At 66.8% G+C, this 25,659-nt stretch carries 28 protein-coding genes; 14 read left to right on the forward strand and 14 right to left on the reverse strand.

What is annotated here, in order from left to right; genetic code table 11:
- The first annotated feature begins 27 nt into the window (after window positions 1-27).
- Window positions 28-2,178 carry an EAL domain-containing response regulator gene (locus KDW96_RS17415; RefSeq protein WP_255837480.1) on the forward strand — a complete coding sequence of 717 codons (2,151 nt, stop codon included), beginning with the start codon at window positions 28-30 and terminating at the stop codon, window positions 2,176-2,178.
- On the opposite strand, the gene yihG is transcribed toward KDW96_RS17415, so the two are convergent.
- From yihG to KDW96_RS17430, 3 genes are all read right to left on the reverse strand, one after another.
- Window positions 2,175-3,086, reverse strand: a complete 912-nt coding sequence (gene yihG, locus KDW96_RS17420) for a 1-acylglycerol-3-phosphate O-acyltransferase, YihG family (protein ID WP_255837481.1) — start codon at window positions 3,084-3,086, stop codon at window positions 2,175-2,177. The genes KDW96_RS17415 and yihG overlap by 4 nt on opposite strands.
- 168 nt (window positions 3,087-3,254) lie before the next feature.
- Entirely contained in the window at window positions 3,255-5,345 is a 2,091-nt protein-coding gene (gene pta, locus KDW96_RS17425; RefSeq protein ID WP_255837482.1) for a phosphate acetyltransferase, read from the reverse strand.
- Window positions 5,346-5,443: 98 nt separating this feature from the next.
- Window positions 5,444-5,794, reverse strand: coding sequence for a DUF3565 domain-containing protein (locus KDW96_RS17430; protein WP_255837483.1), 351 nt, complete (start codon window positions 5,792-5,794; stop codon window positions 5,444-5,446).
- On the opposite strand from KDW96_RS17430, the gene KDW96_RS17435 reads away from it, so the two are divergent.
- From KDW96_RS17435 to KDW96_RS17450, 4 genes are all read left to right on the forward strand, one after another.
- The gene (locus KDW96_RS17435; RefSeq protein WP_255837484.1) at window positions 5,763-6,248 is read left to right on the forward strand and encodes an FKBP-type peptidyl-prolyl cis-trans isomerase; all 486 of its coding nucleotides are present in this window, start codon (window positions 5,763-5,765) and stop codon (window positions 6,246-6,248) included. The two genes, KDW96_RS17430 and KDW96_RS17435, sit on opposite strands and share 32 nt — an antisense overlap.
- Window positions 6,249-6,398: 150 nt before the next feature.
- A complete protein-coding gene (locus tag KDW96_RS17440; RefSeq protein WP_255837485.1) occupies window positions 6,399-6,881 on the forward strand; it encodes a glutathione peroxidase in 483 nt (160 codons plus the stop codon).
- A 227-nt stretch (window positions 6,882-7,108) separates the two neighbouring features.
- Window positions 7,109-7,702, forward strand: a complete 594-nt coding sequence (locus tag KDW96_RS17445; RefSeq protein WP_255837486.1) for a TetR/AcrR family transcriptional regulator — start codon at window positions 7,109-7,111, stop codon at window positions 7,700-7,702.
- A gap of 56 nt (window positions 7,703-7,758) precedes the next feature.
- Entirely contained in the window at window positions 7,759-8,868 is a 1,110-nt protein-coding gene (locus tag KDW96_RS17450) for an NADH:flavin oxidoreductase (RefSeq protein WP_255837487.1), read from the forward strand.
- A gap of 128 nt (window positions 8,869-8,996) precedes the next feature.
- On the opposite strand, the gene KDW96_RS17455 is transcribed toward KDW96_RS17450, so the two are convergent.
- The 3 genes from KDW96_RS17455 to cysZ all read right to left on the reverse strand — a co-directional run bounded on the left by KDW96_RS17455 (window position 8,997) and on the right by cysZ (window position 13,492).
- Window positions 8,997-11,081 carry a TonB-dependent receptor family protein gene (locus KDW96_RS17455; protein WP_255837488.1) on the reverse strand — a complete coding sequence of 695 codons (2,085 nt, stop codon included), beginning with the start codon at window positions 11,079-11,081 and terminating at the stop codon, window positions 8,997-8,999.
- Window positions 11,082-11,503: 422 nt separating this feature from the next.
- Window positions 11,504-12,697 (reverse strand): glycosyltransferase family 4 protein, encoded by a 1,194-nt coding sequence (locus KDW96_RS17460; protein WP_255837489.1) that lies wholly within the window; start codon window positions 12,695-12,697, stop codon window positions 11,504-11,506.
- A 45-nt stretch (window positions 12,698-12,742) separates the two neighbouring features.
- Window positions 12,743-13,492 (reverse strand): sulfate transporter CysZ, encoded by a 750-nt coding sequence (cysZ, locus tag KDW96_RS17465; RefSeq protein ID WP_255837490.1) that lies wholly within the window; start codon window positions 13,490-13,492, stop codon window positions 12,743-12,745.
- Between the two features lie 320 nt (window positions 13,493-13,812).
- Between cysZ and trxB the strand changes: the two genes are divergently transcribed.
- On the forward strand, window positions 13,813-14,760 hold the full coding sequence (gene trxB, locus KDW96_RS17470; RefSeq protein ID WP_255837491.1) for a thioredoxin-disulfide reductase: 948 nt from the start codon (window positions 13,813-13,815) through the stop codon (window positions 14,758-14,760).
- Window positions 14,761-14,826: 66 nt separating this feature from the next.
- On the opposite strand, the gene KDW96_RS17475 is transcribed toward trxB, so the two are convergent.
- The 5 genes from KDW96_RS17475 to folM form a co-directional block, all read right to left on the reverse strand.
- Window positions 14,827-15,168: a HopJ type III effector protein gene (locus KDW96_RS17475; protein ID WP_255837492.1), complete on the reverse strand. Its 342-nt coding sequence runs from the start codon at window positions 15,166-15,168 to the stop codon at window positions 14,827-14,829.
- Window positions 15,165-15,458, reverse strand: coding sequence for a DUF1244 domain-containing protein (locus KDW96_RS17480; protein ID WP_255837493.1), 294 nt, complete (start codon window positions 15,456-15,458; stop codon window positions 15,165-15,167). The genes KDW96_RS17475 and KDW96_RS17480 overlap by 4 nt, the downstream gene beginning before the upstream one ends.
- 110 nt (window positions 15,459-15,568) lie before the next feature.
- Window positions 15,569-15,940: a dihydroneopterin triphosphate 2'-epimerase gene (gene folX / locus KDW96_RS17485; protein ID WP_255837494.1), complete on the reverse strand. Its 372-nt coding sequence runs from the start codon at window positions 15,938-15,940 to the stop codon at window positions 15,569-15,571.
- Between the two features lie 2 nt (window positions 15,941-15,942).
- Window positions 15,943-16,503, reverse strand: coding sequence for a GTP cyclohydrolase I FolE (folE, locus tag KDW96_RS17490; RefSeq protein ID WP_255837495.1), 561 nt, complete (start codon window positions 16,501-16,503; stop codon window positions 15,943-15,945).
- 22 nt (window positions 16,504-16,525) lie between these two features.
- Entirely contained in the window at window positions 16,526-17,236 is a 711-nt protein-coding gene (gene folM / locus KDW96_RS17495) for a dihydromonapterin reductase (RefSeq protein ID WP_255837496.1), read from the reverse strand.
- A gap of 289 nt (window positions 17,237-17,525) precedes the next feature.
- Between folM and KDW96_RS17500 the strand changes: the two genes are divergently transcribed.
- Window positions 17,526-17,777, forward strand: coding sequence for a hypothetical protein (locus tag KDW96_RS17500; protein ID WP_255837497.1), 252 nt, complete (start codon window positions 17,526-17,528; stop codon window positions 17,775-17,777).
- Here KDW96_RS17500 and KDW96_RS17505 read toward each other — a convergent pair.
- On the reverse strand, window positions 17,774-18,349 hold the full coding sequence (locus KDW96_RS17505) for an antibiotic biosynthesis monooxygenase (protein WP_255837498.1): 576 nt from the start codon (window positions 18,347-18,349) through the stop codon (window positions 17,774-17,776). The two genes, KDW96_RS17500 and KDW96_RS17505, sit on opposite strands and share 4 nt — an antisense overlap.
- A gap of 492 nt (window positions 18,350-18,841) precedes the next feature.
- Here KDW96_RS17505 and KDW96_RS17515 point away from each other — a divergent pair, with 492 nt between their 5' ends.
- Complete coding sequence (locus tag KDW96_RS17515) at window positions 18,842-19,795, forward strand: MerR family transcriptional regulator (RefSeq protein ID WP_255837499.1); 954 nt, start codon at window positions 18,842-18,844, stop codon at window positions 19,793-19,795.
- A 386-nt stretch (window positions 19,796-20,181) separates the two neighbouring features.
- Here KDW96_RS17515 and KDW96_RS17520 read toward each other — a convergent pair whose 3' ends face one another.
- Together KDW96_RS17520 and KDW96_RS17525 are read right to left on the reverse strand one after the other, a co-directional pair.
- Window positions 20,182-20,787 carry a hypothetical protein gene (locus KDW96_RS17520; protein WP_255837500.1) on the reverse strand — a complete coding sequence of 202 codons (606 nt, stop codon included), beginning with the start codon at window positions 20,785-20,787 and terminating at the stop codon, window positions 20,182-20,184.
- A gap of 56 nt (window positions 20,788-20,843) precedes the next feature.
- Window positions 20,844-21,296, reverse strand: coding sequence for a PAS domain-containing protein (locus KDW96_RS17525; RefSeq protein ID WP_255837501.1), 453 nt, complete (start codon window positions 21,294-21,296; stop codon window positions 20,844-20,846).
- A gap of 103 nt (window positions 21,297-21,399) precedes the next feature.
- On the opposite strand from KDW96_RS17525, the gene KDW96_RS17530 reads away from it, so the two are divergent.
- The 6 genes from KDW96_RS17530 (at window position 21,400) to KDW96_RS17555 (ending at window position 25,658) form a co-directional block, all read left to right on the forward strand.
- Window positions 21,400-21,852 (forward strand): flavodoxin, encoded by a 453-nt coding sequence (locus tag KDW96_RS17530; RefSeq protein ID WP_255837502.1) that lies wholly within the window; start codon window positions 21,400-21,402, stop codon window positions 21,850-21,852.
- Entirely contained in the window at window positions 21,852-22,319 is a 468-nt protein-coding gene (locus tag KDW96_RS17535) for a cupin domain-containing protein (RefSeq protein ID WP_255837503.1), read from the forward strand. The genes KDW96_RS17530 and KDW96_RS17535 overlap by 1 nt, the downstream gene beginning before the upstream one ends.
- A 119-nt stretch (window positions 22,320-22,438) precedes the next feature.
- Window positions 22,439-23,221: a class II aldolase/adducin family protein gene (locus KDW96_RS17540; protein ID WP_255837504.1), complete on the forward strand. Its 783-nt coding sequence runs from the start codon at window positions 22,439-22,441 to the stop codon at window positions 23,219-23,221.
- Window positions 23,218-24,111, forward strand: a complete 894-nt coding sequence (locus KDW96_RS17545; protein WP_255837505.1) for an alpha/beta fold hydrolase — start codon at window positions 23,218-23,220, stop codon at window positions 24,109-24,111. The genes KDW96_RS17540 and KDW96_RS17545 overlap by 4 nt, the downstream gene beginning before the upstream one ends.
- Window positions 24,108-24,638, forward strand: a complete 531-nt coding sequence (locus KDW96_RS17550) for a DUF1569 domain-containing protein (RefSeq protein ID WP_255837506.1) — start codon at window positions 24,108-24,110, stop codon at window positions 24,636-24,638. Before KDW96_RS17545 ends, KDW96_RS17550 begins: the two co-directional genes overlap by 4 nt.
- A gap of 108 nt (window positions 24,639-24,746) precedes the next feature.
- Window positions 24,747-25,658, forward strand: a complete 912-nt coding sequence (locus KDW96_RS17555; RefSeq protein WP_255837507.1) for an SDR family oxidoreductase — start codon at window positions 24,747-24,749, stop codon at window positions 25,656-25,658.
- The last annotated feature ends 1 nt before the right edge of the window (window position 25,659 follow it).

A 25,659-nucleotide genomic window follows, 5' to 3' on the forward strand; every position in this document is an offset into this window, starting at 1 on the left:
ACCCTTTTGAGAACACAGGAGGTAGCTATGGCACAGCTGCAGGCCAAGGGCGCAACAGCCAGGACGCAGACGCTGCTGGTGGTGGATGATCGGCCGGAGAATCTCGAAGCCATGCAGGCCCTGCTGGGCGACGGCGACTGGCAATTGCGCTGCGTCAGTTCCGGCGAGGCGGCGCTGCAGTGTCTGCTGGACGAAGAGGTCGGGCTGGTGCTGCTGGATGTGCAGATGCCACACATGGGCGGCTTCGAGGTGGCGCGGCTGATGCGCGGCAACCCGCGCACCCGCTATATACCCATCATCTTCGTCTCGGCCATCGCGCAGACCGCCAACGCCGTGCTCCAGGGCTACGCCACCGGTGCCGTGGACTTCATGCTCAAGCCCTTCGACCCCAAGGTGCTGCGCCACAAGATCCACTCGCTGCTCGAGCACGAGCGCAATCGCAGCGAGCTGATGCAGCTGACCCAGCAGCTGGACAGCGCACGGGCCTTCAACGCCTCGGTGCTGGATAACGCCGCCGAGGGCATCATGGTGGTGGGCGAGGACGGCCTGATCCGCTTCGCCAACCCGGCCATGGCGCAGATGCTCGGCTGCTCGGTGAACGAACTGCAGGGCAGCGCGCTGCTGTCGCATTTGCGCACGCCGGCGGTCGACTGTGAGTGGCCGCAGTCGGCGTTCTACCAGCACTGGCGACAGAACAAGACCTACCGTGTGCATGAGGCCAGTCTGCGCACCCGCGACGGCGGCAGCGTACCGGTGGCGCTGTCCTGCTCGCCGTTGCCCAAGCTGCAGCGGGCCATGGTGGTGCTGGCCCTGGACATGTCGGTAGTGCGCAGCCTGCACTCGCAGCTGGAGTCCCAGGCGGTGACCGACCCGCTGACCGGGCTGCTCAACCGGCGCGGCTTCCATCAGGCCCTGGAGTCGGCGCTCTCGCGCACCGGCCGCAGCGGCCAACGCCTGGCCTTGCTCTATCTCGACCTGGATGGCTTCAAGCGTATCAACGACTCGCTGGGGCACGGTGTCGGCGACCAGTTGCTAAAGCGCGTCGGCGAGCAGCTCAAGGCCAGCCTGCGTCCCTACGACACCCTGGCGCGGGTCGGTGGCGACGAATTCACCGCCGTGCTCGACAGCCTGGGTCATTCGGAAGATGCGGCGCGGGTGGCGGAAAAGCTGATCGAGCAGGTGTCGGTGCGCCACAGCCTCAACGGTGTCGACTTCACCATCGGTGCCAGCGTCGGCATCGCCTGCTTCCCCGAGTGTGGGCAGACCGTCGATAGCCTGCTACGCGCGGCGGATATGGCGATGTACGAGGCCAAGCGCGCCGGGCGCCAACAGTACCGCTTCTTCCTGCCGGAAATGAACGGTCGCGCACGCTCGCGGCTGATGCTCGAGGAGAGTCTGCGCACGGCCATCGAGCACAACGACTTCATTCTGGTCTACCAGCCGCAGATCCACCTGGAAAGCGGCAAGCTGCGCGGCTTCGAGGCGCTGCTGCGCTGGCAGCACCGGGTCGCCGGGACCGTGGCGCCCAGTGTGTTCATTCCCCTGCTCGAGGAAACCCGCCTGATCAACCGCCTGGGTGACTGGATCTTCCACCAGGGGGTGCGCCAGTACGGCGAGCTGAGCCGGCGCTTCAGCGATGACCTGGTGCTCAGCCTGAATGTCAGCCCGGTGCAGTTCGGCATGCCGCAGCTGGTCGAGGACCTGGGCCGGGTGCTGGACGAATACCAGTTGGACCCTGCGCAGCTGGAGGTCGAGGTCACCGAGAGCGCGCTGATGCAGAACCTGGGGAACACCCAGGAACAATTGCGCCAGCTGCGTCTGCTGGGCGTGAAGATCGCCATCGACGATTTCGGCACCGGCTACTCGTCGCTCGCCTATCTGCGGCACTTCGAGCTGGATACCCTGAAGATCGACCGCCTGTTCATCGCCAATATGCTCGACTCACCCCGTGATGCGGCGGTGGTCAGCACCATCATCGACCTGGGGCGCAATCTGGGCCTCGAGGTAATCGCCGAAGGGGTGGAAACCCAGGCCCAGCGCGACTGGCTGATCGAGCACCGCTGCCCGATCATGCAGGGCTTTCTGGTCGCGCCGGGGCTGTCGGCGGCGGACGCCGGGCTATTTCCGGCGCAGCTGGACTGGGAGGCGCTGCCGCTGCACGTCCCACCCAAGGCCTAGGGACGCCGGGCGGGGTGGCGACGGTGCAGCTCGGCCAGCTCGGCGTCCTTGGCTTGCCACAACTGATTGACCCATTGCTGGAATGCCAGGCGGTAGCCGTCATCCTGATCGTAGTTGTTGCCGATGAAGGCGCCGTCGATCGGCAGCTGGCGGAAGCTCACCACCACTTCCTGCACTTCGCCGCTGAGCAGCGCCCAGAAGCCCGGGTTGCCCTGGGGGTAATGGATGGTGACGTTGACGATGGCGTCCAGCTGCTCGCCCATGGCGTCCAGCACGAAGGCGATGCCGCCGGCCTTGGGTTTGAGCAGGTACTGGAAGGGCGAGGCCTGATCCGCGTGCTTGCGCGGGGTGAAGCGGGTGCCTTCGAGGAAGTTGAAGATGGCCGTGGGATGGCCGCGAAACTTGGCGCAGGTGCGCCGGGTGGTCTGCAGGTCCTTGCCGCGCTTTTCCGGGTGCTTGGCCAGGTAGGCCTTGGAGTAGCGTTTCATGAACGGGAAACCCAAGGCCCACCAGCACAGGCCGATCACCGGCACCCAGATCAGCTCCTGTTTGAGAAAGAACTTCAGCGGGCGGATGCGCCGATTGAGCAGGTATTGCAGCACCAGGATGTCGACCCAGCTCTGGTGATTGCTGGTGACCAGGTAGGAGCGCTGATAATCCAGGCCCTGCAGTCCTTCGACCTGCCAGCGGGTCCGGCAGACCAGGTTCATCCAGGCCTTGTTGCAGCTGATCCAGGCCTCGTGGATGAAGTTCATCAGGGCGTTGCACAGGCGTTGCGCGGCGGCGAACGGCAGACAGATCTTCAGCAGGGTCACGGTGAACAGTGGCCAGCACCAGAACAGGGTGTTGAGCGCCAGCAGGCTGGCGCCGATCAGGCCACGAAGGGGAGCGGGCAGAACGTGCAGCATGGGGCCTATGCCTCCGCCAGAGGGGCGAAGGCCCCGGGTCGATGAAAGCCCGGGCTGGTCTACCGCGGGTCGGTCGGCGCACAGGTTAACCGTTGCGGTTCGAACTGCAAGCCCGCCATAGGCTGGCGTTCAGCACAGATCGCCACCTTTTACCGCTGTTTCTGCCATTCACTCCGAATGTTGCGGCACGCTGGCCGCCTGGGTCGCGGTCAGGGCGATGGTGTAGACGATGTCATCGACCAGGGCGCCCCGCGCCAGGTCGTTCACCGGTTTGCGCAGGCCTTGCAGCATCGGCCCGACGCTGAGGCAGTCGGCGCTGCCCTGCAGCGCCTTGTAGGTGCTGTTGCCGCTGTTCAGGTCGGGGAAGACGAAGACCGTGGCGCGGCTGGCTGCCGCACTGTCCTGCCCCGCGCGGCGAGAGCCGCCGACGATGAGGGCGGGGTCGCACGGCAGGGGGCCCTCAAGGGTCAGATCGGGTCGGTCGAGGCGCGCCAGGCGGGTCGCCTCGCGCACCTTGTCGAGTTCGGCGGCGCTGTCCGAGTCGCTCAGCATGGCCACCCGTGGGCTGATGCCCAGGGCCCTGGCCGAGTCGGCGCTCTGCAGGGCGATCTCCGCCAACTGCGCGGCGCTGGGGTCCGAGTTGACCGCGCAATCACCGAACACCACCACCTGCTCCGGCAGGAGCATGAAGTACACCGAGGACACCAGGCTGTAGCCCGGCGCGGTCTTGATCAGCTGCAAGGCCGGGCGAATGGTGTTGGCGGTGGTGTGGACGGCCCCGGAAACCAGTCCGTCGGCCTCGTCCAGGGCCAGCATCATGGTGCCGAGTACCACGTTGTCTTCCAGCTGGGCGGCGGCCATGGGGGCGTTGAGTCCCTTGCTCTGGCGCAGTTCGACCATGGGCGCGACGTAGCGTGCGCGGATCAGGTCCGGGTCGAGGATCTCCAGCCCGGGCGGTAGCTCGATGCCCTGGGCCTGGGCCACGGCCTGGACCTCCTCGGGCTTGGCCAGCAACACGCAGCGGGCGATGCCGCGGGCCTGGCAGATGGCGGCGGCCTGGATGGTGCGTGGCTCGTTGCCCTCTGGCAGAACGATGCGTCGGTCTGCCGCCTGGGCCCGCTGCACCAGCTGGTAGCGGAACGCCGCCGGCGACAGGTGGCGTTCGCGCGGGCTGCCGCAGCGCACGCGCAGCCAGTCGTGGTCGACTTGGCTGGCGATGAACTCGGCGACCCGTTCCGCGCGGTCCCGGTCGTCCAGGGGGATCTCCTTGTTCAGCCGATTGAGGTCGGTTGCGGTGTCGTAGGAGCCGGTGCCCACCGTCAGCACCGGCAGGCCACTGAGCAGGGCCCCGCGACACAGTTCCATGATGCGCGGGTCGGGGCTGAAGTCGCTGCACAGCAGCAGTCCGGCCAGTGGCACGCCGTTCATCGCCGCCAGGCTGGCGGCGAGGATGATGTCGTCGCGGTCGCCCGGGGTGACCACCAGGGTGCCGGGTTTGAGCAGCTGCACGGTGTTGGCCACGGCGCGGGCGCAGAGCACTATCTTCAGCACCCGGCGCTGGTCGTAGTCGCCGGCATTGAGCACGCGGGCGCCGAGCAGGTCGGCGATGTCGCGGGTACGCGGGGCGTTCAGCTCCTCCTCCCAGGGAATGCAGCCGAGCAGGCGGAAGTCCTCGCCCCGAAACAGCGCCGAGCCGCCCTTCACGCGCCGGGCATAGGCCGCGACGCCGTCTTCGCTGCGTACCTTGTTGAGGATCACCCCGAGTACCTTGGGGTCTTTCGGACCGCCGAACTGCTGGGCCTGAATGCCTACCCGGTCGCACAGCTCGCCGAGGCTTTCCTGCTCCGGCGCCGAGATCAGGATCACGTCGGCGTCCAGGCTCTTGGCCAGGTGGAAGTTGACCCGCGCCGCGTAGCTGGCGTGGCGGGTCGGCACCATGCCCTCGACTATCACCACATCCTTGTCCTGCGCGGCCTGTTGATAGCGACTGACGATGTCCTCCAGCAGCTCGTCCAGCTGCCCGTCGCCGAGCATCTGCTCCACCCGGCCGAGCGTCAGCGGGGCGGGCGAGTGCAGGCCATGGGTGCGGGCGATCAGTTCACTGGAGAGTTCCGGCCCGGTGTCGCCCGGATGCGGCTGGGCGATCGGCTTGAAGAAGCCGACCCGCAGGCCGGCGCGCTGCAGGGCGCCGACCAGGCCGAGACTGACGGAAGTGAGGCCGACGCCGAACCCGGTCGGTGCGATGAAGAAGGTGTGCATGAAACTTCCTGAAATAAGGACGTCCCGCTGCTTGGGGCGTCGCTGTTGATCGTGGGGCTGCCTGGCTGGAGCGCGCCAGGCAGGGATTCTCGGGGCCGCTAGCTGCCGGCTGGTGCTTCGTCCTCGACTGCCCCGTCGGCGTGCTGGCACCAGCCGCAGGCGAAGGGCTGGCCCCGCTGGGCCTCGCGGCGCACGGGGTCGAGGACCCAGGGGCGGTTCTGCCAGGGCGGCTGGTGGCGCAGGTGCTGGGTGTGGCCACAGGAGAGCACGGCGACCCAGTGGCCGTCCTCGTCCTGGCGCAAATCCAGCAGGCGCACGGGGCCGCCCATCGGCCGTCCGTCTGCGCTCGGGTCGCTTTCGCGCGTTCCCTTGGTTAAACTTACGCGTTCATTCTTCTTAAGCAAAAGGTCTCGCCCCATGCTGATCGCCGCCAACAAGGCCGTCTCCATCGACTATACCCTGACCAACGATGCCGGTGAGGTGATCGATAGTTCCGCTGGCGGCGCGCCGCTGGTTTACCTCCATGGCGCCGGCAACATCATCGGCGGCCTGGAGCGAGCCCTGCTGGGCAAGCAAGCCGGTGACGAGCTGTCCGTGGCCGTCGAGCCAGTGGATGCCTACGGCGAATACAGCGCCGAGCTGGTCGCCACCCTCAATCGTTCGATGTTCGAAGGCGTCGACGAGCTGGAAGTCGGCATGCAGTTCCACGCCTCCGGTCCGGACGGCAGCATGCAGATCGTCACCATCCGCGAGCTGGACGGCGACGACGTGATCGTCGACGGCAACCACCCGCTGGCCGGCCAGCGCCTGAACTTCCAAGTCAAGGTGGTCAACGTGCGTGACGCCAGTGAAGAAGAGCTGGCTCACGGCCACATTCACGGCGAAGGTGGTCACCAGCACTGATTCACGGCAGGCATGCTGGCGTTGAAATACGACTTATGGTTGGTTCAACCGCGTCAGCGACTGCTACGCTGAGATAAACGAAAAGGCGCCCGTTAACGGCGCCTTTTCTGTCCCTGGTACCCTATCTTCTGCAGTTTCAAGGAGTCAGTCATGAGTGCCTTTCACGACATCAATCTGCGCGCGCTCGATGGTGAGGAGCTGCCATTGGCGCCTTTGAAGGGGCAGGTGGTGTTGGTGGTCAACGTCGCCTCCAAGTGTGGCCTGACGCCCCAGTACGCCGGCTTGGAGAAGCTCCACCAGCAGTACCGGGACCGCGGCTTCAGCGTGCTGGGTTTGCCGTGCAACCAGTTTGCCGGACAGGAGCCGGACGATGAGGCGGCCATCCGCGAGTTTTGCAGCCTGAACTACGGGGTGAGCTTCCCCCTGGGCAGCAAGCTGGAGGTCAACGGCCCCGAGCGTCATCCGCTGTATCGCCTGCTGGTGGGCGAGGGCGCCGAGTTCCCGGGCGACATCACCTGGAACTTCGAGAAGTTCCTGGTCGGCCCCGATGGCCGGGTGCTGGCGCGCTTCTCCCCGCGCACCGCTCCGGATGATCCGGCGCTGATCCAGGCCATCGAAAACGCCCTGGGTTGAGGCGCGCTTCCGACTCGGACTGCCGTCCCCGGCAGTCCGAGTCGGGCACGCCTCGCGATCCGTTCGTCCTGGCGCTTGTCGCAGCGCCGACGGCCGTCGTTTCTTCTCCGATATTCACGCCCGCGCTCGGTACACGATTGCCCGCTGTCGTGCCGCGGCTTCTCGTGGCCAATCACCGTTATCAATAGTGCTGGGCCGGCGAGACGACCGGTCATATCCTCGCGGCCATGAACAGCCGTGTACGACTCGACAAGCGTGACCTGATTCTCGCCAAAGGTGCCGAGGTGATGACCCGTCGTGGCTATCACGGCGCCGGCGTGCAGGAAATCGTCCAGGCCGCCGGGGTGCCCAAGGGCTCCTTCTACCACTACTTCTCCAGCAAGGAAGATTTCGCCCTGCAGGCCCTGCGGCAGCTCTACGAGCCGCGCCTGCAGCGCTATGAGCAGGCGCTGGGCAATGCCGCGCTGAGCCCGCGGGCGCGGATTCTCGGCTACTACCAGGAATTGGTGGAGCACTTCGCCCGTCAGGAACGCCCCGAGCACCACTGTTTCATCGGCAGCCTGAGCTTCGAGATGGCCGAACTGTCGCCGGCCATCGGCGCCGAGGTGGACGCGATCCTGCAGCGCTCGGCGGACAGCCTGCAGCGCTGCCTCCTGCAGGCCCAGGCGCTCGGTGAGCTCCGCGCGGATGAGGACTGCGGCAATCTGGCGAGCTTTATCGCCAGTGCCTGGCAGGGGGCGCTGACCCGCCTGAAGGTGGCGAGCAATGCCCGCGTCCTGGACGACTTCCTGCAGCGCTTGCAGCGCCTGATACAGCCCTGAATTTTTTACAGCCGAATGACTAGACGACCGGTCGCCTGGCGACCCGAGGAGTGACCATGAATGCCCCGGTGAAAGCCCTGTTCCAACCCTTCCAGCTCGGCTCGCTGGCGTTGCCCAGCCGCGTGGTGATGGCGCCCATGACCCGCTCCTTCTCGCCTGGCGGCGTGCCCAACAGCAAGGTCATCGAGTACTACCGCCGCCGCGCCGCGGCCGGCGTCGGCCTGATCGTCACCGAGGGCACCACCGTCGGCCACAAGGCGTCCAACGGCTACCCCAATGTTCCGCGCTTCTACGGCGAGGATGCCTTGGCCGGCTGGCAGAAAGTGGTCGAGGCGGTGCATGCCGAGGGCGGCAAGATAGTCCCGCAGCTGTGGCACGTGGGCAATGTGCGCAAGCTCGGCACCGAGCCAGATGCCGCCGTGCCGGGCTACGGCCCCAGCGAAAAACTCAAGGACGGCCAGGTCATCGTCCATGGCATGAGCCAGGCCGATATCCAGGCGGTCATCGCCGCCTTCGCCCAGGCCGCCCGCGACGCCCAGCGCATCGGCATGGACGGGGTGGAGATTCATGGCGCCCATGGCTACCTGATCGACCAGTTCTTCTGGGCCGGCAGCAACCAGCGCACGGACGAGTACGGCGGCGACCTGGCCCAGCGTTCGCGCTTCGCCATCGAGCTGATCCAGGCGGTCCGTGCCGCGGTCGGCCCGGACTTCCCGATCATCTTTCGCTTCTCCCAGTGGAAGCAGCAGGACTACAGCGCGCGCCTGGTGGAGACCCCGGAGGCCCTGGAGGCCTTCCTCAAGCCGCTGAGCGAAGCCGGCGTGGACATCTTCCATTGCTCGACCCGGCGCTTCTGGGAGCCCGAGTTCGAGGGTTCCGAACTGAACCTGGCGGGCTGGACGCGCAAGCTGACCGGCAAGCCGACCATCACCGTCGGCAGCGTCGGCCTGGACGGCGAGTTCCTGCAGTTCATGGTCAACACCGACAAGGTCGCCCAGCCGGCCAAGCTGGAAGGGCTGCTGGAGCGTCTGCACAAGCAGGAGTTCGACCTGGTGGCAGTCGGCCGCGCCCTGCTGGTCGATCCGGACTGGGCGCTCAAGGTCCGCGATGGCCGTGAAGCGGACATCCTGCCCTTCAGCCGCGAAGCGCTGATGAGCCTGGTCTGAGACCGCTTTGAAGGGTGCGCCGGATCACCGCGCACCGCTCCTCGAGCCCCGTTTTTCGGGGCTTTTTTTCGACCCGGGAAAGGCCGGGAGGGGGCCGGCGATGCCGGGCCCGATCCGGGCGCTGGGGCTTAGAAGCGGTAGTTGACGCCGAGGGTCAGGGTGCGTCCGGGTGCCGGCTGGCGGCCCCATGGGCTGGTGTCGATGCCGCGGAAGTAGTACTGGCGGTCGAACAGGTTGCTGATCCCGGCGGAGGTGGTCAGCAGACTGCCGTCGTCGAGCTTGAACTCGCGCTCGATGGCGGTGTTCCACAGCCAGTAGGCCGGCAGCCGGCCGACCGAGGCGTTGGCGTTCTCGTCGCGGCTGTTGGCCGCATCGGTATAGGCGCCGCTGAAATACAGGCCGTCCAGGCTGTAGGTCCAGACCTCGGCGAAGCGGTAGCGGCCGTCCAGGGTGATCTGGTGGCGGGAGGCGAAGGGCACCTCGTTGCCGGCGAAGGCACCGGCGCGCTGCTCGCTGTCGAGGTAGGCGTAGCCGGCGTGCAGGTCGAGGTTCGGCAGCGCCGCCGGGGTCCAGAACACCTCGCTCTCGAGGCCCTGGTGGCGGGTGCTGCCGAGGTTCTCGAAGCGGTCGTTGCTGCGGTTGTATTCGATCTGATCCTCGAAATCGATGCGGTACAGGCCGAGGTCGACGCGCAGGCCCTGCCAGGGGGTGTAGCGCACGCCCGTCTCGTAGTTCCAGGCCAGCTCGGCGGCGACGTCGCCGTCCTTGACGATCGAGGTGATCTGCGGCAAACGCAGGGACTTCTGCGCATTGGCGTAGAGGAACCAGGCATCGTCGAGCTGATAGCCCAGGCTCAGGCCCGGCAGCCATTCCTCTGCGACGCTCTGGCGCTCCACGCCGCTGACGCCGTCGGCGTACTCCATGCGCGCGTGCTCGTAGCGCACGCCGGGGGTCAGGGTCAGGCGGCCGTCGAGCAGCTTGATCGCGTTGCTGACATAGGCGGCCTTGGCCTCGTCGTCGAAGGTCCAGTCGCGGATCACGCTGTGCGCGCCGCTACCGAGGTTCTGCCGGTTGACCTCGAAGTCGACGTCTTCCTTGACCAGGCGGGCGCCGAGCAGCCAGGTCTGGCTGACGCTGTCGCCGTCCAGGCTCAGGCTCAGGCGCGGCTCGCTGCCCCAGACGCGGAAGTCCCGTGGCGCATCCTGGAAGGTGGTCGGGGTGGCGTCGGGGGTGAAGGGCAGGCCGATGAGGAAGTTGCGGTAGCTGTGCTGGGCGAAGTTGGTCCAGCTGAACTCCGCCGAGTCGAACGGACCGACGGCGCCCAGGTACTGGCTGTAGGTGCCCCAGACGCGGTCGCTATCACCCTCGAAACGGTCGAGGTCGCGGGTCGACTGGCGCGGGTCGTCCTTGTAGTCGGCCACGCTGAGGGCGCCTGCCAGGTCAAGGTCGGCCTTGTAGCGCTGCACGCCGAAGCTCAGGCTGCGCGTGTCGTCGATGTCCCACTGGCCGCGCAGGCGGTAGTTCTGTACCTCGCTGTCGGAGTGCTCGCGGCCGTACTCGCCGGTGACGGTGTTGAGGTCCAGCTGCAGGCCGAAGTTGTCGGTGAGGTAGCCGCCGGTGCCGAGGTAGCTGTCCCACAGGCTGCGCCCGCCGGGTGCGAAGGTGGCCTTCTCCTGCAGGGTGGTTTCCCACTGGCGGGGGATGGGTCGGCTGATGAAGTTGATCACCCCGCCGACGTTGTTCGGCCCGTATTGTACGGCGGCGCCGCCGCGTACGATGTCGATGCGCTCGACCGTGGCCAGGGTCTGCGGGAACAGCGACAGGCTGGTCTGGCCGTAGGGTGCCAGGGCCAGAGGGATGCCGTCGGAGAGCACCTGGACGCGGCCGCTGCGGCTCTCGTAGAGGCCGCGCACGGCGATCTGCGGCAGGGCCCCGGTGCCGGTCTCGTCGAACACCTTGACCCCGGGGACGCGCTGCAGGGCGTCGTCGAGGCCGCGCACGCTGGCCTTGCTCAGCTCTTCGGCGTCGACGACGCTGCGGCTGCCGGGGTAGCTGCGCACCTCCTCGTCGCTGGCGCTGCCCAGCACGTCGCCCTTGATCACCGTGGGGGCGAGGACCGTCTGGGCGCTGGTTGTGTCGGCGAGGGCGGCGTGGCTGATGGCGAGCGTCAGCAGGCTGAGGGGCAATGAAAGAAGTCGAGCGCTGTTGTGCATGAGCGGGTCTCAGTATTAACGAAGGTTTTGCAGGCGCGGGAGGCGCCTCCGAGGGGCGGCGGGTCTAGTGCACGCCGGATTGGCGGGCGTGACCGGTCGGATCGCCGGGACGGGATCCCATGGCGTGGTACTGGGTGGTGCTGGCTTGGACGCGCCCCGTACGAGCGGGTTGCGCAGTTGGGCAGGTGGCCGTGCATTCAATAGAAGTCATTTGCTAATGTTAATAATTCGCATTAGTGAGTGTAAATGACTTTGTCGATCTCGCGCGTGGCACCACGGTTGCGCGTCGTCCGGGTCGGGCGGGGGCGAGCTGGTGGCGGAGTGCGCGCCGTTGCCCGCGAAACGGGGGCGGGGGACAGATGAGTGATCGTCGATGCCCGGACCGGGGGTGGTCGCCAAGGCACGGGCGGCTGCGGCTTTGCTTACTCGCGCTTGAGCAGGATGCCCGCCCCGTCCGGCAGGCTGTCGGCGGCTGGTAGCCGGGCGCTGCGCAGCTGCTGTTCGAAGCGTTCGACTATGGCGTCCCAGCCCTGCTGCGCGGCGTGCTGCCGGGCGTTAAGGCGGGCCCGGCGCAGGTTTTCTCGATCCTCCAGCAGCCACTGCGCCGCCGCGATAAAGCCCTGTTCGTCGCCAGCGCCGGCCAGCACGCCGTTGTGTCCGTGGCGGATGTGCTGTGCTGCCGCGGCCTGGTCGAAGGCCACCACGCCGAGTCCCGAGGCCTGGGCCTCGAGCACCACGTTGCCGAAGGTTTCCGAGAGGCTGGGAAACAGGAACAGGTCGCCCGAGGCGTAGTGCGCGGCCAATGCCTCGCCGCGCTGCAGGCCGCAGAACACGGCGTCCGGCAATTGCTGCTGGAGGCTGGCCCGCGCCGGACCGTCGCCAACCAGGATCAGCTGCAGGCGGCGTCGCGGGTGCGCGGCCTGCAGGGCGCGGAAACTCGTCGCCAGCAGGCCGAGATTCTTCTCGGCGGCGAGGCGGCCGACATGCAGCACGGCGATGTCGTCATCCTCCAGGCCCCAGCTCTGGCGCAGATCCGGTGAGCGCTTGGCCGGGTGGAACAGCTGGGCATCGACGCCACGCGCCAGCAGTTCCAGGCGCTCGAAGCCGCGGCGCTGCAGGTCCTGTTGCTGGCTGAGGCTCGGCACCAGGGTCATCCGGCAGCGGTTGTGAAACCAGCGCAGGTAGCCGGTCAGGGCCCGTGCCAGCAGGCTCAGGCCGTAGTGCCCGGTGTACTGCTGGAAGTTGGTGTGAAAGCCGCTGACCACGGGAATATCCAGGCGCCGCGCGGCACGCAGGGCGGACAGGCCGAGCGGCCCCTCGGTGGCGATATAGAGCACGTCCGGCCGCCGCCGGCGCCACTGGCGCTGCAGCTTGTGCCGCGCCGACTGGCCCCACTGCAGGCCCGGGTAACCGGGCAACGGCCAACCCTGGGTCAGCAGCAGCTGCTCGGCGTCCTGCGGGCCACGGTCGCCGTCCTGTCGCGGACGCACCAGTTGCAGGTGGTGGCCGCGGGCGCGCAAGCCGGCTGCCAGGCGGGCGAGGGTATTGGCCACGCCGTTGATTTCCGGCACGAAGGTTTCACTGATCAGGGCGATGTACAGCGGGGATGGGGTCATGACGGCAGTCTCGGCTGCCGCCATGTCGCGAATATGACGCCGATGTTACGAGAGAGTGACCGCGCGTTCGCCCCGCTCGCGCACCCAGAACAGCGTGGCGCCGGCCACCGCTGCCGGCATCATCAGGATATTGACCCCGGGAATCAGCAGTGCCGCATAGGTGATGCCGCCAAAACCCAGGCTCTGCCAGCGTTTCTCGCGCAGCCAGGCGAGCATGTCCTGCCAGCTCATCTTGTTGTTGTCCGCCGGGTAGTCGATGTACTGGATGGCCATCATCCACACGCCGAACAGCAGCCACAGCGGCGCGGCGATCAGGTTGACCACCGGGATGGAGGTGAGGATCAACAGGCCGATGGCGCGCGGCAGGAAGTACAGCAGCTTGCGCGCCTCGCGGCCGAGGGTGCGCGGCACCATGGCCAGCAGTTCGGCCCAGCTGAAAGCGGGGAAATGGTCTTCGCCGCGCACCACCACCTCGACCTTCTCGGCCAGGAAGCCGTTGAAGGGGGCTGCGATGACGTTGGCCAGCATGGTGAAGCTGAAGAACACCATCAGCAGCACCAGCACCACGAACAGCGGCCAGAGCAGGTATTCGAGAAAACTCAGCCAGTCCGGCAGGCTGGGCATGAAGGTGTCGACCCAGCCGCCGAACTGCTGCACGGCGAAGCCGACCAGGGCGACGAAGAGGATCAAATTGATCGCCAGGGGCAACAGCACGAACAGCCGCAGGCCGGGGCTGAGCACCAGTTTCAGGCCTTCGCCGAGGTATTGCGGGCCGGATAGCACGGGAGCAGGCATGGGGTTCTCCGCCAGGTGGAAGTCGCGCCGACCTTACCGGCTTTGGCGAGTGCAGGAAAGTCGTCGAACTCTTGGCGGGGCCGACGCAAGCGGTTTGCCAGACGCTCATTGGCGATCTCTATCCCACGGATTGGCAATGGGTATTTCCTACGCCCCCGGGCCTTGGGTAGGCTGCGCGGCAGTTGCCCCGTGGCGAACTCATTATCGCCCTACGAGGCCTAACCCTTTTCGGGGCTCGCACGCCTACACAGCCTTCCCCAAGTGCTCGGCTAGCCCCCTTTTATTATTCGCGCCGGTCGAGCCGCCGGCAGGAGTCCGATATGTCTGCAGCACGTCACGCCCGGGTGATCATCCTCGGTTCCGGCCCGGCCGGGTACAGCGCCGCGGTCTATGCCGCCCGCGCCAACCTCAAGCCGTTGCTGATCACCGGGATGCAGGCCGGCGGTCAGCTGACCACCACCACCGAGGTCGACAACTGGCCCGGCGATGTCCATGGCCTGACCGGCCCTGCGCTGATGCAGCGCATGCAGGAACATGCCGAGCGCTTCGAGACCGAGATCGTCTTCGACCACATCAATGCCGTGGACCTGGCCGGCAAGCCGTTCACCCTGATCGGTGACAGCGCCACCTACAGCTGCGACGCGCTGATCATCGCCACCGGGGCCAGCGCGCGTTACCTGGGCCTGCCGAGCGAGGAAGCCTTCATGGGCAAGGGCGTCTCGGCCTGCGCCACCTGCGACGGCTTCTTCTACCGCAACCGCGAGGTGGCGGTGGTCGGCGGCGGCAATACCGCGGTGGAAGAGGCGCTGTACCTGGCCAATATCGCCAGCAAGGTCACCCTGGTGCACCGCCGCGAGACCTTCCGTGCCGAGAAGATCCTGCAGGACAAGCTCAAGGAGCGGATCGCCGAGGGCAAGATCGAGCTGCGCCTCAATGCCGAGGTCGATGAGGTGCTGGGCGACAACATGGGGGTGACCGGGGTGCGCCTGAAGCAGCGCGATGGCAGCAGCGCCGAGCTGAAGGTCGACGGCCTGTTCGTCGCCATCGGCCACACGCCGAACACCTCGCTGTTCGAGGGCCAGCTGGCGCTCAAGGACGGCTACCTGGTGGTCAATGGCGGCCGTGACGGCAATGCCACCGCCACCAATGTGCCTGGGGTGTTTGCCGCCGGCGACGTGGCCGACCACGTCTACCGCCAGGCGATCACCTCGGCCGGGGCGGGCTGCATGGCCGCCCTGGACGTCGAGCGCTACCTCGACGGCCAGTAAGCCGAGCACCACGAAAAAGCCCCGCGAGATGCGGGGCTTTTTTCTGCGCCTGTGTTCGTTGCGGACTCAGGCCTTGCGGGTCAGCGGCAGGCGCTCGAAGCGTACGCCGGCCAGGCCGGTGTCCATCAGCGCGCGGATGTTGCCGTGGTCGCTGCCGTCCGGGGTGGCCAGCACGCTGCGGTAGTGCTCGCCGAAGCACAGCAGGGATTCTTCCAGGCTCAGGCCTTCGAGCAGGGCCAGGCCCAGGGTCTTGCAGGAGCCTTCGTTCTGCCCGGCGGCGTTGTCCACCGCACCGTTGTGGAAGGCGCTGGGCTGGTAGTCGTAGTGCTCGCCGACAAAGGCCAGGGTCTCGGCGAAGGCGAACTGCTCGCTGTGCAGGCGGGCGCGGAAGTCGTTCAAGGCATTCATGCGTTCTTGTCCTTATTGAAGGCGGCCTGTTGCTCGGCGCTGGCTTCCTTCTGGTACTTGGCTTTCCACTCGGCATAGGGCATGCCGTAGATTTCCTCGCGGGCCTGGTCCGGGCTGACCTGCAGTCCGAGGTCGTCGGCGGCGGCCTTGTACCACTTGGACAGGCAGTTGCGGCAGAAGCCGGCGAGGTTCATCAGGTCGATGTTCTGCACGTCGGGACGGCTGCGCAGGTGTTGGACCAGGCTGCGGAAGGCGGCAGCTTCGAGTTCGAGGCGTTCTTGCTCGGTCATGGCGGTGCTCTCTCGGGGCAGGCTGACTGGGTGGTCGCCGATGATAAGAGCCCGCCTGGCTGACGGCAATGGTCCGGCACCCTGGGGCGCCGGGCGGCCTGTCGCGGGCCTCAGCGATGGCCGGCGAGGGTGATCGACACCGATTCGGCGAAGCGCAGGGCGTGGGGCTTGTCGACCTCCACCTCGGCGTATCGCACGCTGGCGTTTTCCATCACCAGGTCGAGGATCTCCTGGGTCAGGCGCTCGAGCAGGGCGAAGCGGTTGCCCTCCACATGCTGGATGATCGCCTTGGTGATGGTGCGGTAGTTCAGCGCGTGGTCGATGTCGTTGTCACGCACCGCGTCCACCGCCGGGTAGAGAATGGTCAGGTTGATCAGCACGTCCTGCTTGTTGTTGATCTCCTCTTCCTTGATGCCGATGAAGGTGCGCAGGCGCAGGTCCTTGACGCGGATGCGCGCCATCCCGGGTTCCAGTCGCGGCATGTTCAGTTGCTCCGTCCGATCAGTTGCAGGAATTCCTGGCGGGTATTGGTCGACTCGCGGAAGGCGCCGAGCATCACCGAGGTGCTCATCACCGAGTTCTGCTTCTCCACCCCGCGCATCATCATGCACATGTGCTTGGCCTCGATCACCACCGCCACGCCGGCGGCGCTGGTCACCTGCTGCACCGCCTCGGCGATCTGCCGGGTCAGGTTCTCCTGGATCTGCAGGCGGCGGGCGAACATGTCGACGATGCGCGCCACCTTGGACAGTCCCAGCACCTTGCCGGTGGGGATGTAGGCGACGTGGGCCTTGCCGATGAAGGGCAGCAGGTGGTGCTCGCACAGCGAGTACAGCTCGACGTCCTTGACCATCACCATCTCGTCGTTGTCGGAGGCGAACAGGGCGCCGTTGACCACCTCCTCGAGGCTGGTCTGGTAGCCGTGACAGAGGTACTGCATGGCCTTGGCCGCGCGCTTGGGCGTGTCCAGCAGGCCCTCGCGCTCGGGATCCTCGCCGACGCCGATGAGGATCTCGCGGTAGTGGTTGGACATGGGTGGGTTCATCGATGGGTCCTCGCGGCACACCTCACTTGAGGTGGCGGCCGCCGTTGACGGTAAGGGTGGTGCCGGTCACGTAGGGGTTATCCAGCAGGTAGCGCAGGCTCTGGTAGATGACCTGCGGCCCCGGCTCGATGCCCAGGGCCGATTTTTCCAGGGTCTTGGTGCGGTACTCGGCGTCGTCTTCCGGGTTGAACATGATCAGGGCCGGGGCGATGCCGTTGACCTTGATCTGGGGGGCGAACTGGGCGGCGAACGACAGCGTCAGGCCGTTCAGCCCGGCCTTGCTGGCACAGTAGGCCACGTGATTGGCGCTGCCCTTGCGCGTCACGTCGTCGCTGATGTGGATGATGTCGGCCGGTGTCGAGCGGCGCAGCAGGTCCGCGCAGTGCAGGTTGATCAGGTAGGGCGCGAGCATGTGCACGCTGAACAGCTGCTGGAACACCGCGGCTTCCTGCCCCGGCGGGGCGTCGAGCCAGGCGGAGGCGTTGTGGATGATCGCCCGCAGGCTATCGGTGTGCTGCTTCAGCTGGCCGATGAAGGCCAGTATGCCGCTTTCGTCCGAGAAGTCTGCCTGCAGGGCCAGGGCGCCCAACTCGCGCAGTCGATGCACCCCTTCGCCCTCGCGGCGAAAGGTCACGATCACGGGGTGACTCTCGTCGAGCAGGCGCTCGGCGCAGTACAGGCCGATCCGCTGGCTGGCGCCGGTGATCAGAATGGGGGCGGGGGTCGCGCGCATGTTCGGACTCGACGTAATGGGGGAGGCTCAGCGACGCAGTGCCCGGGTACCTGACCAGTAGGGCGCCCCATCGACTGAACCAGCAGCAAACTTATACCAGTCAGTTTTTCTGTACAAGCCTGCGTGTCAGGCTAAATCGCTCTGGTTTACCGCCACGGTGGCTATTTCATTGAGTTGAAAGCTGTTTTCGTCGGGAGGCGAAAGGCGGTATATCTTGTTCAGATCCTGTACATATAAGTATTGTTCGTACAGATATGTGGAGGTCAGGGTAAGCCCGTGGCAATTGCGCATGGCGCCGCTGCGAGGTCGGGTGGAGCGGATCGAGGTCGTGCTGACGCGCATCCATTGCCGAAATGGCGATAGCCGGCTGTTCGACCCGCCCGGTGGCGGATCGCTGTGGCCGACCTTGCCGGCGTTGCGCAGGCGGCTTCGGCAGGTCGGCGCGCGGTGGATCGTCCTGCTGCAGCCCGAGGTCCATGGCGAGTTCATCGGCCGGCCCGCGATGCAGCAGGGCGATCCGGGGCTGCGGCGGGGGCTTTAGGCGCCGCGACTCGCCGCCTGTCCGGGGCGGCGCAGGATGGCCGCGCCGTTGCGCTGTAACCAGGGTGCCAGCAGGCGGGTCACCAGCGGGATGAACGCATAGGTCATCAGCGGGGTGAGGGCCAGGGTACTGAGCAGGACCCGGGGCAGCAGCGAGAAGTCGGCCAGGGTGCTGCCGAACAGCAGGTTGAAGGCCAGCGATACCGGAAAGAACGCCAGCCAGATGGCGATGCTCTGCTTCCAGCGCGGCGGTTGCCGGTGGAAGGCGCCGAACCAGGCATCCAGGCCGACGGCCCGTCGTTCCTGGGGCTGGGCGAACAGGCCGCTGCCGCGCTGGAGCCAGGCCCGGCGCGAGGCGGAGTGTTCCCAGGCGGCCAGGGTCTGCTGGTCGGCGAAGCGGAAGACCATCTGGAACTCGTCGTCACCCGGCGGCGGCGCCAGCACGCCGGAGCCCAGGTAGCCGGGAAAATCGGTAGCCAGCTGTTCGCCTTCATGCAGCCAGGCGATCAGGTCGTGATAGCGGCCGTCGGCGACGCGGCGCGCCACCATCAGGGTGACGGGTTCTGCAGACATTGTGTATCTCCACTGCGATCGGCATTTCGCCCGGATAGGGCGAGTGCGCTACGCGGCCCGGGGTGGTGGGCGGCGCATGAATGACGGCCAAGGATTATTCCGGTTTCTGCGAAATTAGCCAGCGCGGCGATGCTGAGTGGACGGCCGGTTGCGGAGGGCCGGTTGCGGAGGGCCGGTTGCGGACGGCCGGTCGGACGACGGGCAAGCTGCAGCGCTGGGCGCTATCGGGATGGGGCCGCCAGGCCAGATGCGGCCGCAGGCGGCAGAACACTCGGTACAGCAGGCCCAGCAGCGGGCGCAGGGGGCGCCACGTCAGGGGCGCCACCCAGCCACCCAGGGCTTCGACCTCGAGGCCGAGGGATGCTGCATCGAAGTCAGTGGCCAGCGGGGTGGGGAAGGCATGCGCCGAAATACTGTACAGATTTTGTACAATGTAAGGTGCCCGGAGCTGGGTTACAATGCCGGCAACCCTTTACGTCGCGATAGCTCCCCATGTCCGATCTCGCTGGTGCCCCCTCCCTCGCCTCCAGTGCCCTCAAGCAGGAAGAGTTGTTTCCCATCCGTGAGGTGTCGCGGCTGACCGGGGTCAACCCGGTGACCCTGCGTGCCTGGGAGCGGCGCTACGGCCTGATTCAGCCCACCCGAACCGAGAGTGGGCATCGCCTGTACTCCCAGGCAGACATCGAGTCGGTGCGCAGCATTCTGGCCTGGATCGAGCGCGGCGTGGCCGTCAGCAAGGTGGGCAAGATCCTCGCCAAGAGCGGCGCGATGAAGGCCGCCGCAGCACCGGTCTACCAGGAGGTCACCTCCGGCGAGTGGGCCGACTGGCAGACCCAGTTGCGTCGGGCGGTCGCCAATTTCGACGAGTCCAGGCTCGATCGCCTTTACGGCCAGGTGTTCTCCAGCTACCCGCTGCCGGTGGTGTTCCAGGACGTGCTGATGCCGCTGTGGCAGGAGCTGCTGATCCGTCAGGACGATTACGGTCAGACCAGCGAATGGTTGTTTCTCGATAGCTTCCTGCGATCCCGCGTTCTCCAGCGCCTGCAGAACCTGCGTGCCCAGGTCGAGGAGCGGGTGCTGATCGCCGCCTTGCCCGGACACTGCCGCGAGCTGGAGCTGCTGGTGGCCGGTTTGCTGCTCGGCGGGCCGGAGGTTGCGGTGAGCGTGCTGGGGCTGGGACAGCCGCTGGAGGAGCTGGCGCTGGTCTGCGACAAGATGCAGCCTCAGGCCTTGGTACTGTTTTCCAACCAGCCGCCGAGCAGCGATCTGCCGCGATTGCTGTCGCGCCTGGTGCTGGCGGTGAACTGCCCGCTGGTGCTGGCCGGCGATGGTTCGGATCTGGCCGAAGACAGCCTGCACGGTTCGCCGATTGCCTGTCTGGGCAACGAGGGGCGCCTGATGCAGCGGCGTCTGCAGCAGTTCCTCGCCGGCCACCTGGATACCTGACAGCCGGCATCAGCCTCTTCAAAACCCTCCCTTCTGTTGCCCACGGTTCGGTGGTCGCGGCGCGCCTCTGTGCGCGCAATCTGTGAACTCGCGACGGTTTCTTTAACATGATGTACAACTACTGCTTGCGATACGGTGGGTAATATTGTACAAAAGCTATACATTTGTTTGGTGTGTAGAGGTCAAGCCCCCTGGGGCAAGGCCGCGGCGGTTCCCGCCGAGCACGTATCAGTTACGCAATCCGACAGCCATGCGCCGCTGGACAGCCATCCTCGATCGGCTTCTTTGGTTGTCGGATTTTTTATCCCGTAAGGGGCTAGACCCTGCAAAGCATTTGACCCGCCGCTCGGCGGGTCTTTTTTTGCCCAGGGCATAGGTGCACTGGGCTAGGCGCGGTGGGCCTCCGGGAAGCGCACGCGGTGCTGGTCGTAGATGAACTGCAGCAGCCGATCGCTTCCGCGCTGGTCGAGGGCCTCGAGCCGGTAGGCCTGCAGACCTCCGCCGGTGCGGCGCACCCGCACGCCTTCGATGGCGATCGGTTTCTGCCCGGAGAGCGGCAGGATCAGGCTGAAATGCACGGGCGGCTGGCCTTTGCCGCGGTATTCGACCAGCAGGCCGTTCATCGACAGCTCATGAACCCAAAGCTCGCTGGCCTTGCCGTTGCGATGGCGCAGCGCTATCGCAGGTTCCAGCGGCAGGCGCCAGGCGCGACTGGCCGGCCCCTCGTCGAAGATCTGTGGGGTGCCGAGTGCCAGATACTGTTCGTGCTGGTCGTCTTCGCTCAGATACGCGGTGAAGGTCAGCCGCTGATTGGCGAAGTGCGCCTCGATGGTGAGCTGCTGGTTGGCGGCGCAGTTGGCCAGCAGTGCCTTGAGCTGTTCGGCGGCGTCGACCTGCAGGCTGGGCGCCGATCCAGGCTTGTCCGTTACCGGCTGATGCAGTTGCTGGATGAAGTCCCTTTCTGCCTGAGTGAGCAGAGGTTGGTCTTGCATGGATGAATACTACGCAGAGGGGGTAGACCTTCTCTGACAGCGAAATTCGCCTTTTGTTACGACTGCGCCCGCAACAAGGCCAGCTCGGCCTCCAGGCTGGCCACCTGGACTTCCAGCTGCTCGACCCGCTGCTGGGCGAGTACCTGCTCGGTGACATCCTTCTGGATGCCGATGTAGTAGGTCAGTTGGTCGGCATCGTTGAACACCGGGGTGATCGACAGCTCGTTCCAGAACAGGCTGCCGTCCTTGCGGTAGTTGCGGATGATCTGCCGGCAGGGCTGGTGGTTCTTCACCGCGTAGCGAATGGCTTGCAGGCCCGGCTGGTCGTGGTCGTCGTTCTGCAGGAAGCGGCAGTCGCGGTAGAGGATCTCATCGTTGCTGTAGCCGGTGAGCTGCTCGAAGGCGGGGTTGGCGTAGATGAGGATGTTGTCGTCGCCCTCCTGCTCGGCCACCACTATGCCGTCGTTGGAGGCGTCGATCACCAGTTGCAGCAGTTTGGCGTTGATCATGAGGCGTATTCCCGGTCCATGTCGCTGCATTCTAAAACATCCGGAGGGGCTGTCCACTTGCGGCATAATGCCCGGCGATTTCCCTCTGGTACGGAGCAATTCTATGAAAGTCGCCATTCTGTCCGGCTCGGTCTACGGCACCGCCGAGGAGGTCGCCCGACATGCCGAACGCCTGCTCAAGGACGCCGGCCTGGAGGCCTGGCACGACCCACGCGCCAGCCTCGGGGAGGTTCAGTCCTTCGCCCCGCAGGCGTTTCTGGTGGTGACCTCGACGACCGGCATGGGCGAGCTGCCGGACAACCTGCAGCCGCTGTACTTCGCCATTCGCGACCACCTGCCGGCCTGGAGCGGCCTGCCCGGCGGGGTGATCGCCCTGGGCGATGCCAGCTACGGCGATACCTTCTGTGGCGGTGGCGAACTGGTGCGCGAACTCTACGCCGAGCTGGGAATCCGCGAGGTCGCCGAGATGCTGCGCCTGGATGCCAGCGAGAGCGTCACCCCGGAGAGCGATGCCGAGCCCTGGCTGGCGGCGTTCATCGCCACGCTGAAGGCCTGATGCACCCGCGCGCGGCGGAGCTGATCGCGGCGCTGCAGCTGCAGGCGCACCCCGAGGGCGGCTACTACCGGCGGCTGTTCGAGTCGGCCCAGCGCCTGCACAGCGGTCGACCTTGCTCCACGGCGATCCTGTTCCTGCTGCCGGCCGGCGTGGCCAGTCGCTGGCACCGGGTGGATGCCGACGAGCTGTGGCACTTCCACGAGGGCGCGCCGCTGGAGCTGCTGGTCGCCGAGTCGCCGACGACCATTCGCGCCGAGCGTCTCGGACCGGTCGGCAGCGGGCAGTTGCCGCAGCGCGCGGTGCCGGCCCAGGCCTGGCAGGCGGCGCGCAGCCTCGGCGACTTCACCCTGGTCGGCTGCACGGTGGCACCGGGTTTCGACTTCGCCGGCTTCCAGTTGCTCAGCGAGGAGCCCGCTGCCCAGGTGGCCTGGCCGCTGTTGCGCCAGCACTACCCGGAGCTGTTCTAGGAACACGGGCGGGGCTTGTCTCGCTGGGTCATTAAGCTGGCTGGCAGGGCGACTCACCGCCGCCGCGCGCCTCGCTAGACTCCATGGCAATCGCTGACATAGATGCCCAGGAGGCCGCCGTGACCCACGCCCATGCTCTGCCCGTTGTGAAGCTCAAGGATCAGGTGTCCGCCGCCGAGTGGCAGGCCCGCGTAGACCTGGCCGCCTGCTACCGGTTGATCGCCCTGTACGGCTGGGATGACCTGATCTTCACCCACATCTCGGCCAAGGTGCCGGGCACCGAAGAGTTCCTGATCAACCCCTACGGCCTGATGTTCCACGAGATCACCGCCTCGAGCCTGGTGAAGATCGACCTGGCCGGCAACAAGCTGATGGACAGCCCCTTCGAGATCAACCCGGCCGGTTACACCATCCACAGCGCGGTGCACGAGGTGCGCCACGACGTGGCCTGCGTGCTGCATATCCACACGGCCGCCGGGATCGCCGTGTCGGCGCAGAAGCAGGGCCTGCTGCCGCTGTCGCAGCAGTCGCTGTTCGTGCTCTCCAGCCTGGCCTACCACGGCTACGAGGGCGTGGCGCTGCACCATGAGGAGAAGGCCCGGCTGCAGGCGGACCTGGGTGGCAAGCACTTCATGATCCTGCCCAACCACGGTCTGCTGACCGCGGCCGGCAGCATCGCCGATGCCTTCCTGATGATGTTCATCCTGCAGCGCGCCTGCGAGATCCAGGTGATGGCGCAGAGCGGCGGCAGCGAACTGATCCAGATTCCCCAGGCGATTCTCGACGGCGCCCAGGCCATGGTCGCCGGGGTGATGAAAACACCCCAGGGCATGGGCGGCGCGCTGCCCTGGCCGGCGCTGCTGCGCAAGCTGGACTTGCAGCTGCCGGGCTACGCCGAGTGACGGCCCTGGCCGGCATCGCCCTGGATGAGTGGCGCGAGCGGGCGCAGGTCTTCGACTTTCGCGGCCATGCCATCCGCTACTGGACGGCGGGGGCGCAGGATGCCGAGCCGCTGTTGCTGATCCACGGCTTTCCCACCGCCAGCTGGGATTGGCACCGCCTGTGGCAGCCCCTGAGCGAGCGCTACCGACTGATTGCCTGCGACATGCTCGGCTTCGGCTACTCGGCCAAGCCGCGCGGCCATGCCTACAGCCTGCTGGAGCAGGCGGATCTGCAGCAGGCCTTGCTGGCGCATTTGGGCGTCGACGGCGGCGTCCACCTGCTGGCCCATGACTACGGCGACAGCGTCGCCCAGGAGCTGTTGGCGCGCCATCACGAAGGGCGCCTGCACCTGGCCAGCGGCGTGTTCCTCAACGGTGGCCTGTTCCCCGAGACCCACAGGCCGGTGCTGGTGCAGAAGCTGCTGCTCAGTCCCCTGGGACCGCTGGTCGGCAGGCTGTTCAACCGGCAGAAGCTGGCGGCCAACTTCGCCCGGATCTTCGGCCCGCGGACCCAGCCCAGCGGCGCCGAGCTGGACGACTTCTGGCACCTGATCGCGCACAACGACGGGCCGGCGGTGATGCACCGGCTGATCCGCTACATGCCGGAGCGTCGCAGACAGCGTGAGCGTTGGCTGGCGGCGATGCAGCAGGGCGCGGTGCCGCTGCGGCTGATCGACGGGGCGTTCGATCCGATCTCCGGGGCGCACATGCTGGCGCGCTACCGGGAGTTGATCCCGGCGCCGGACACCGTATCGCTCGAAGGCATCGGCCACTATCCGCAGACGGAGGCGCCGGAGTTGGTGCTGGCCCACTATCTGGACTTTCGCAAGGATCTGGAGGCAGCGGCATGAACAGGCGGCATCTGCTCAAGCTGGGGGCGCTGAGCGCCGTGGCGGTGGCGGGCGGTGGCTACTGGGCGCTGGGTCGTGGCGAGGTGCCGGGTGAGGTGAGCCTGGCGGGGGCGCGCCAGGTCCTGGCCGCTTTGGTCGACCAGTCGCTGGTCAGCCTCGAGGGCTGGAGCCCGACCGAGGTGTTCAACCACTGCGCGCAGAGCATCGAGTACTCCATCAGCGGTTACCCCGAACTCAAGCCGGCCTGGTTTCGCGCCAGCGTCGGGCCCATGGCCTTCGGCCTGTTCGCCTCCCGTGGCGCCATGCGTCACGGGCTGGCTGAAGCCATTCCCGGCGCCGCGCCTTTGAGCGAGCCGGCCAGCCAGGCCCTGGCGCTGCAGCGGCTGCAGCGGGCATTCGAGGCTTTCGCCGGCTACCGGGGTGAATTGCGGCCGCATTTCGCCTATGGCGAGCTGAGCCATGCCGACTATGCCCAGGCCCATGTGCTGCACCTGTACAACCACCTGAGCCTGATCAGGCCGGCCTGATCATCCCGCTGCCTTATCGGCCGGCATTCAGCGGCGCCCGGGTTGATTGTGACCGCTTTCGCGCTGCCGGACACTCCAGGCACCGTCCCTTTGCCAGGAGTCCCTGCCATGAATGCCGCCATCCGTTTTCAAGACCAGGTCGTGATCGTCACCGGCGCCGGGGGCGGCCTCGGCCGCGCCCACGCGCTGCTGTTCGCGCAGCATGGCGCCAAGGTGGTGGTCAACGACCTGGGCGCCAGCGCCCATGGCGAAGGCGCCAGCGCCTCGGCGGCGGACCAGGTGGTCGCCGAAATCCGCGCCGCCGGCGGCAGCGCGGTGGCCAACCATGACTCGGTGAGCGAGGGCGGCCGGATAGTCGAGCATGCCCTGGATGCCTTCGGCCGCGTCGACGTGCTGGTCAACAACGCCGGTATCCTGCGCGACCGGGCCTTCCACAAGATGGAAGACGACGACTGGGAACCGGTCTACCGGGTGCACGTCGAGGGCGCGTACAAGGTGACCCGCGCGGCCTGGCCGCACATGCGCGAGCAGGGCTATGGCCGGGTGATCTTCACGGCCTCGACGTCCGGCATCTACGGCAACTTCGGCCAGGCCAATTACGCCATGGCCAAGCTCGGCCTCTATGGCCTGACCCGCACCCTGGCGGTCGAGGGGCGCAAGCACAACATCCTGGTCAACGCCATCGCGCCCACTGGCGGTACGCGCATGACCGAGGGCCTGATCCCGGCGCAGTTGTTCGAGCAGCTCAAGCCCGAGCTGGTCAGCCCCCTGGTGGTCTACCTGGGCAGTGCGGCCTGCGCGGACAGCGCCGGGCTGTTCGAGGTCGGTGGCGGCTGGATCGGCAGGACCCGCTGGGAGCGCAGCCCGGGGGTCGGCTTCGACCCGCGCGCCGGCTTCAGCCCGGAGGATGTGGCCAGCCACTGGCAGCAGATCTGCGATTTCGACGGCGCGGTGCATCCGGCCGACAACATCGAGGCCTTGCAGGCGTTAATGGCCAACCTGAAACAGTACGCCCTCTAGG

Origin of the sequence: Pseudomonas benzenivorans, from assembly GCF_024397895.1 — a bacterium.
GTDB lineage: Bacteria > Pseudomonadota > Gammaproteobacteria > Pseudomonadales > Pseudomonadaceae > Aquipseudomonas > Aquipseudomonas benzenivorans_A.

Bases quoted from the DNA above. Each gene is read 5' to 3' on its own strand.
- KDW96_RS17555 (WP_255837507.1), top strand. From the start codon at position 24,747: ATGAATGCCGCCATCCGTTTTCAAGACCAGGTCGTGATCGTCACCGGC.
- folE (WP_255837495.1), bottom strand. From the start codon at position 16,503: ATGAACCCACCCATGTCCAACCACTACCGCGAGATCCTCATCGGCGTC.
- folX (WP_255837494.1), bottom strand. From the start codon at position 15,940: ATGCCGCGACTGGAACCCGGGATGGCGCGCATCCGCGTCAAGGACCTG.
- yihG (WP_255837481.1), bottom strand. From the start codon at position 3,086: ATGCTGCACGTTCTGCCCGCTCCCCTTCGTGGCCTGATCGGCGCCAGC.
- KDW96_RS17445 (WP_255837486.1), top strand. From the start codon at position 7,109: ATGAACAGCCGTGTACGACTCGACAAGCGTGACCTGATTCTCGCCAAA.
- KDW96_RS17480 (WP_255837493.1), bottom strand. From the start codon at position 15,458: ATGACCGAGCAAGAACGCCTCGAACTCGAAGCTGCCGCCTTCCGCAGC.
- cysZ (WP_255837490.1), bottom strand. From the start codon at position 13,492: ATGCCTGCTCCCGTGCTATCCGGCCCGCAATACCTCGGCGAAGGCCTG.
- KDW96_RS17525 (WP_255837501.1), bottom strand. From the start codon at position 21,296: ATGATCAACGCCAAACTGCTGCAACTGGTGATCGACGCCTCCAACGAC.
- KDW96_RS17550 (WP_255837506.1), top strand. From the start codon at position 24,108: ATGAACAGGCGGCATCTGCTCAAGCTGGGGGCGCTGAGCGCCGTGGCG.
- KDW96_RS17530 (WP_255837502.1), top strand. From the start codon at position 21,400: ATGAAAGTCGCCATTCTGTCCGGCTCGGTCTACGGCACCGCCGAGGAG.
- KDW96_RS17520 (WP_255837500.1), bottom strand. From the start codon at position 20,787: ATGCAAGACCAACCTCTGCTCACTCAGGCAGAAAGGGACTTCATCCAG.
- trxB (WP_255837491.1), top strand. From the start codon at position 13,813: ATGTCTGCAGCACGTCACGCCCGGGTGATCATCCTCGGTTCCGGCCCG.
- KDW96_RS17505 (WP_255837498.1), bottom strand. From the start codon at position 18,349: ATGTCTGCAGAACCCGTCACCCTGATGGTGGCGCGCCGCGTCGCCGAC.
- KDW96_RS17440 (WP_255837485.1), top strand. From the start codon at position 6,399: ATGAGTGCCTTTCACGACATCAATCTGCGCGCGCTCGATGGTGAGGAG.
- KDW96_RS17535 (WP_255837503.1), top strand. From the start codon at position 21,852: ATGCACCCGCGCGCGGCGGAGCTGATCGCGGCGCTGCAGCTGCAGGCG.
- KDW96_RS17435 (WP_255837484.1), top strand. From the start codon at position 5,763: ATGCTGATCGCCGCCAACAAGGCCGTCTCCATCGACTATACCCTGACC.
- KDW96_RS17450 (WP_255837487.1), top strand. From the start codon at position 7,759: ATGAATGCCCCGGTGAAAGCCCTGTTCCAACCCTTCCAGCTCGGCTCG.
- KDW96_RS17460 (WP_255837489.1), bottom strand. From the start codon at position 12,697: ATGACCCCATCCCCGCTGTACATCGCCCTGATCAGTGAAACCTTCGTG.
- KDW96_RS17415 (WP_255837480.1), top strand. From the start codon at position 28: ATGGCACAGCTGCAGGCCAAGGGCGCAACAGCCAGGACGCAGACGCTG.
- KDW96_RS17430 (WP_255837483.1), bottom strand. From the start codon at position 5,794: ATGGAGACGGCCTTGTTGGCGGCGATCAGCATGGGGCGAGACCTTTTG.
- KDW96_RS17475 (WP_255837492.1), bottom strand. From the start codon at position 15,168: ATGAATGCCTTGAACGACTTCCGCGCCCGCCTGCACAGCGAGCAGTTC.
- KDW96_RS17500 (WP_255837497.1), top strand. From the start codon at position 17,526: ATGGCGCCGCTGCGAGGTCGGGTGGAGCGGATCGAGGTCGTGCTGACG.
- folM (WP_255837496.1), bottom strand. From the start codon at position 17,236: ATGCGCGCGACCCCCGCCCCCATTCTGATCACCGGCGCCAGCCAGCGG.
- KDW96_RS17515 (WP_255837499.1), top strand. From the start codon at position 18,842: ATGTCCGATCTCGCTGGTGCCCCCTCCCTCGCCTCCAGTGCCCTCAAG.
- KDW96_RS17455 (WP_255837488.1), bottom strand. From the start codon at position 11,081: ATGCACAACAGCGCTCGACTTCTTTCATTGCCCCTCAGCCTGCTGACG.
- pta (WP_255837482.1), bottom strand. From the start codon at position 5,345: ATGCACACCTTCTTCATCGCACCGACCGGGTTCGGCGTCGGCCTCACT.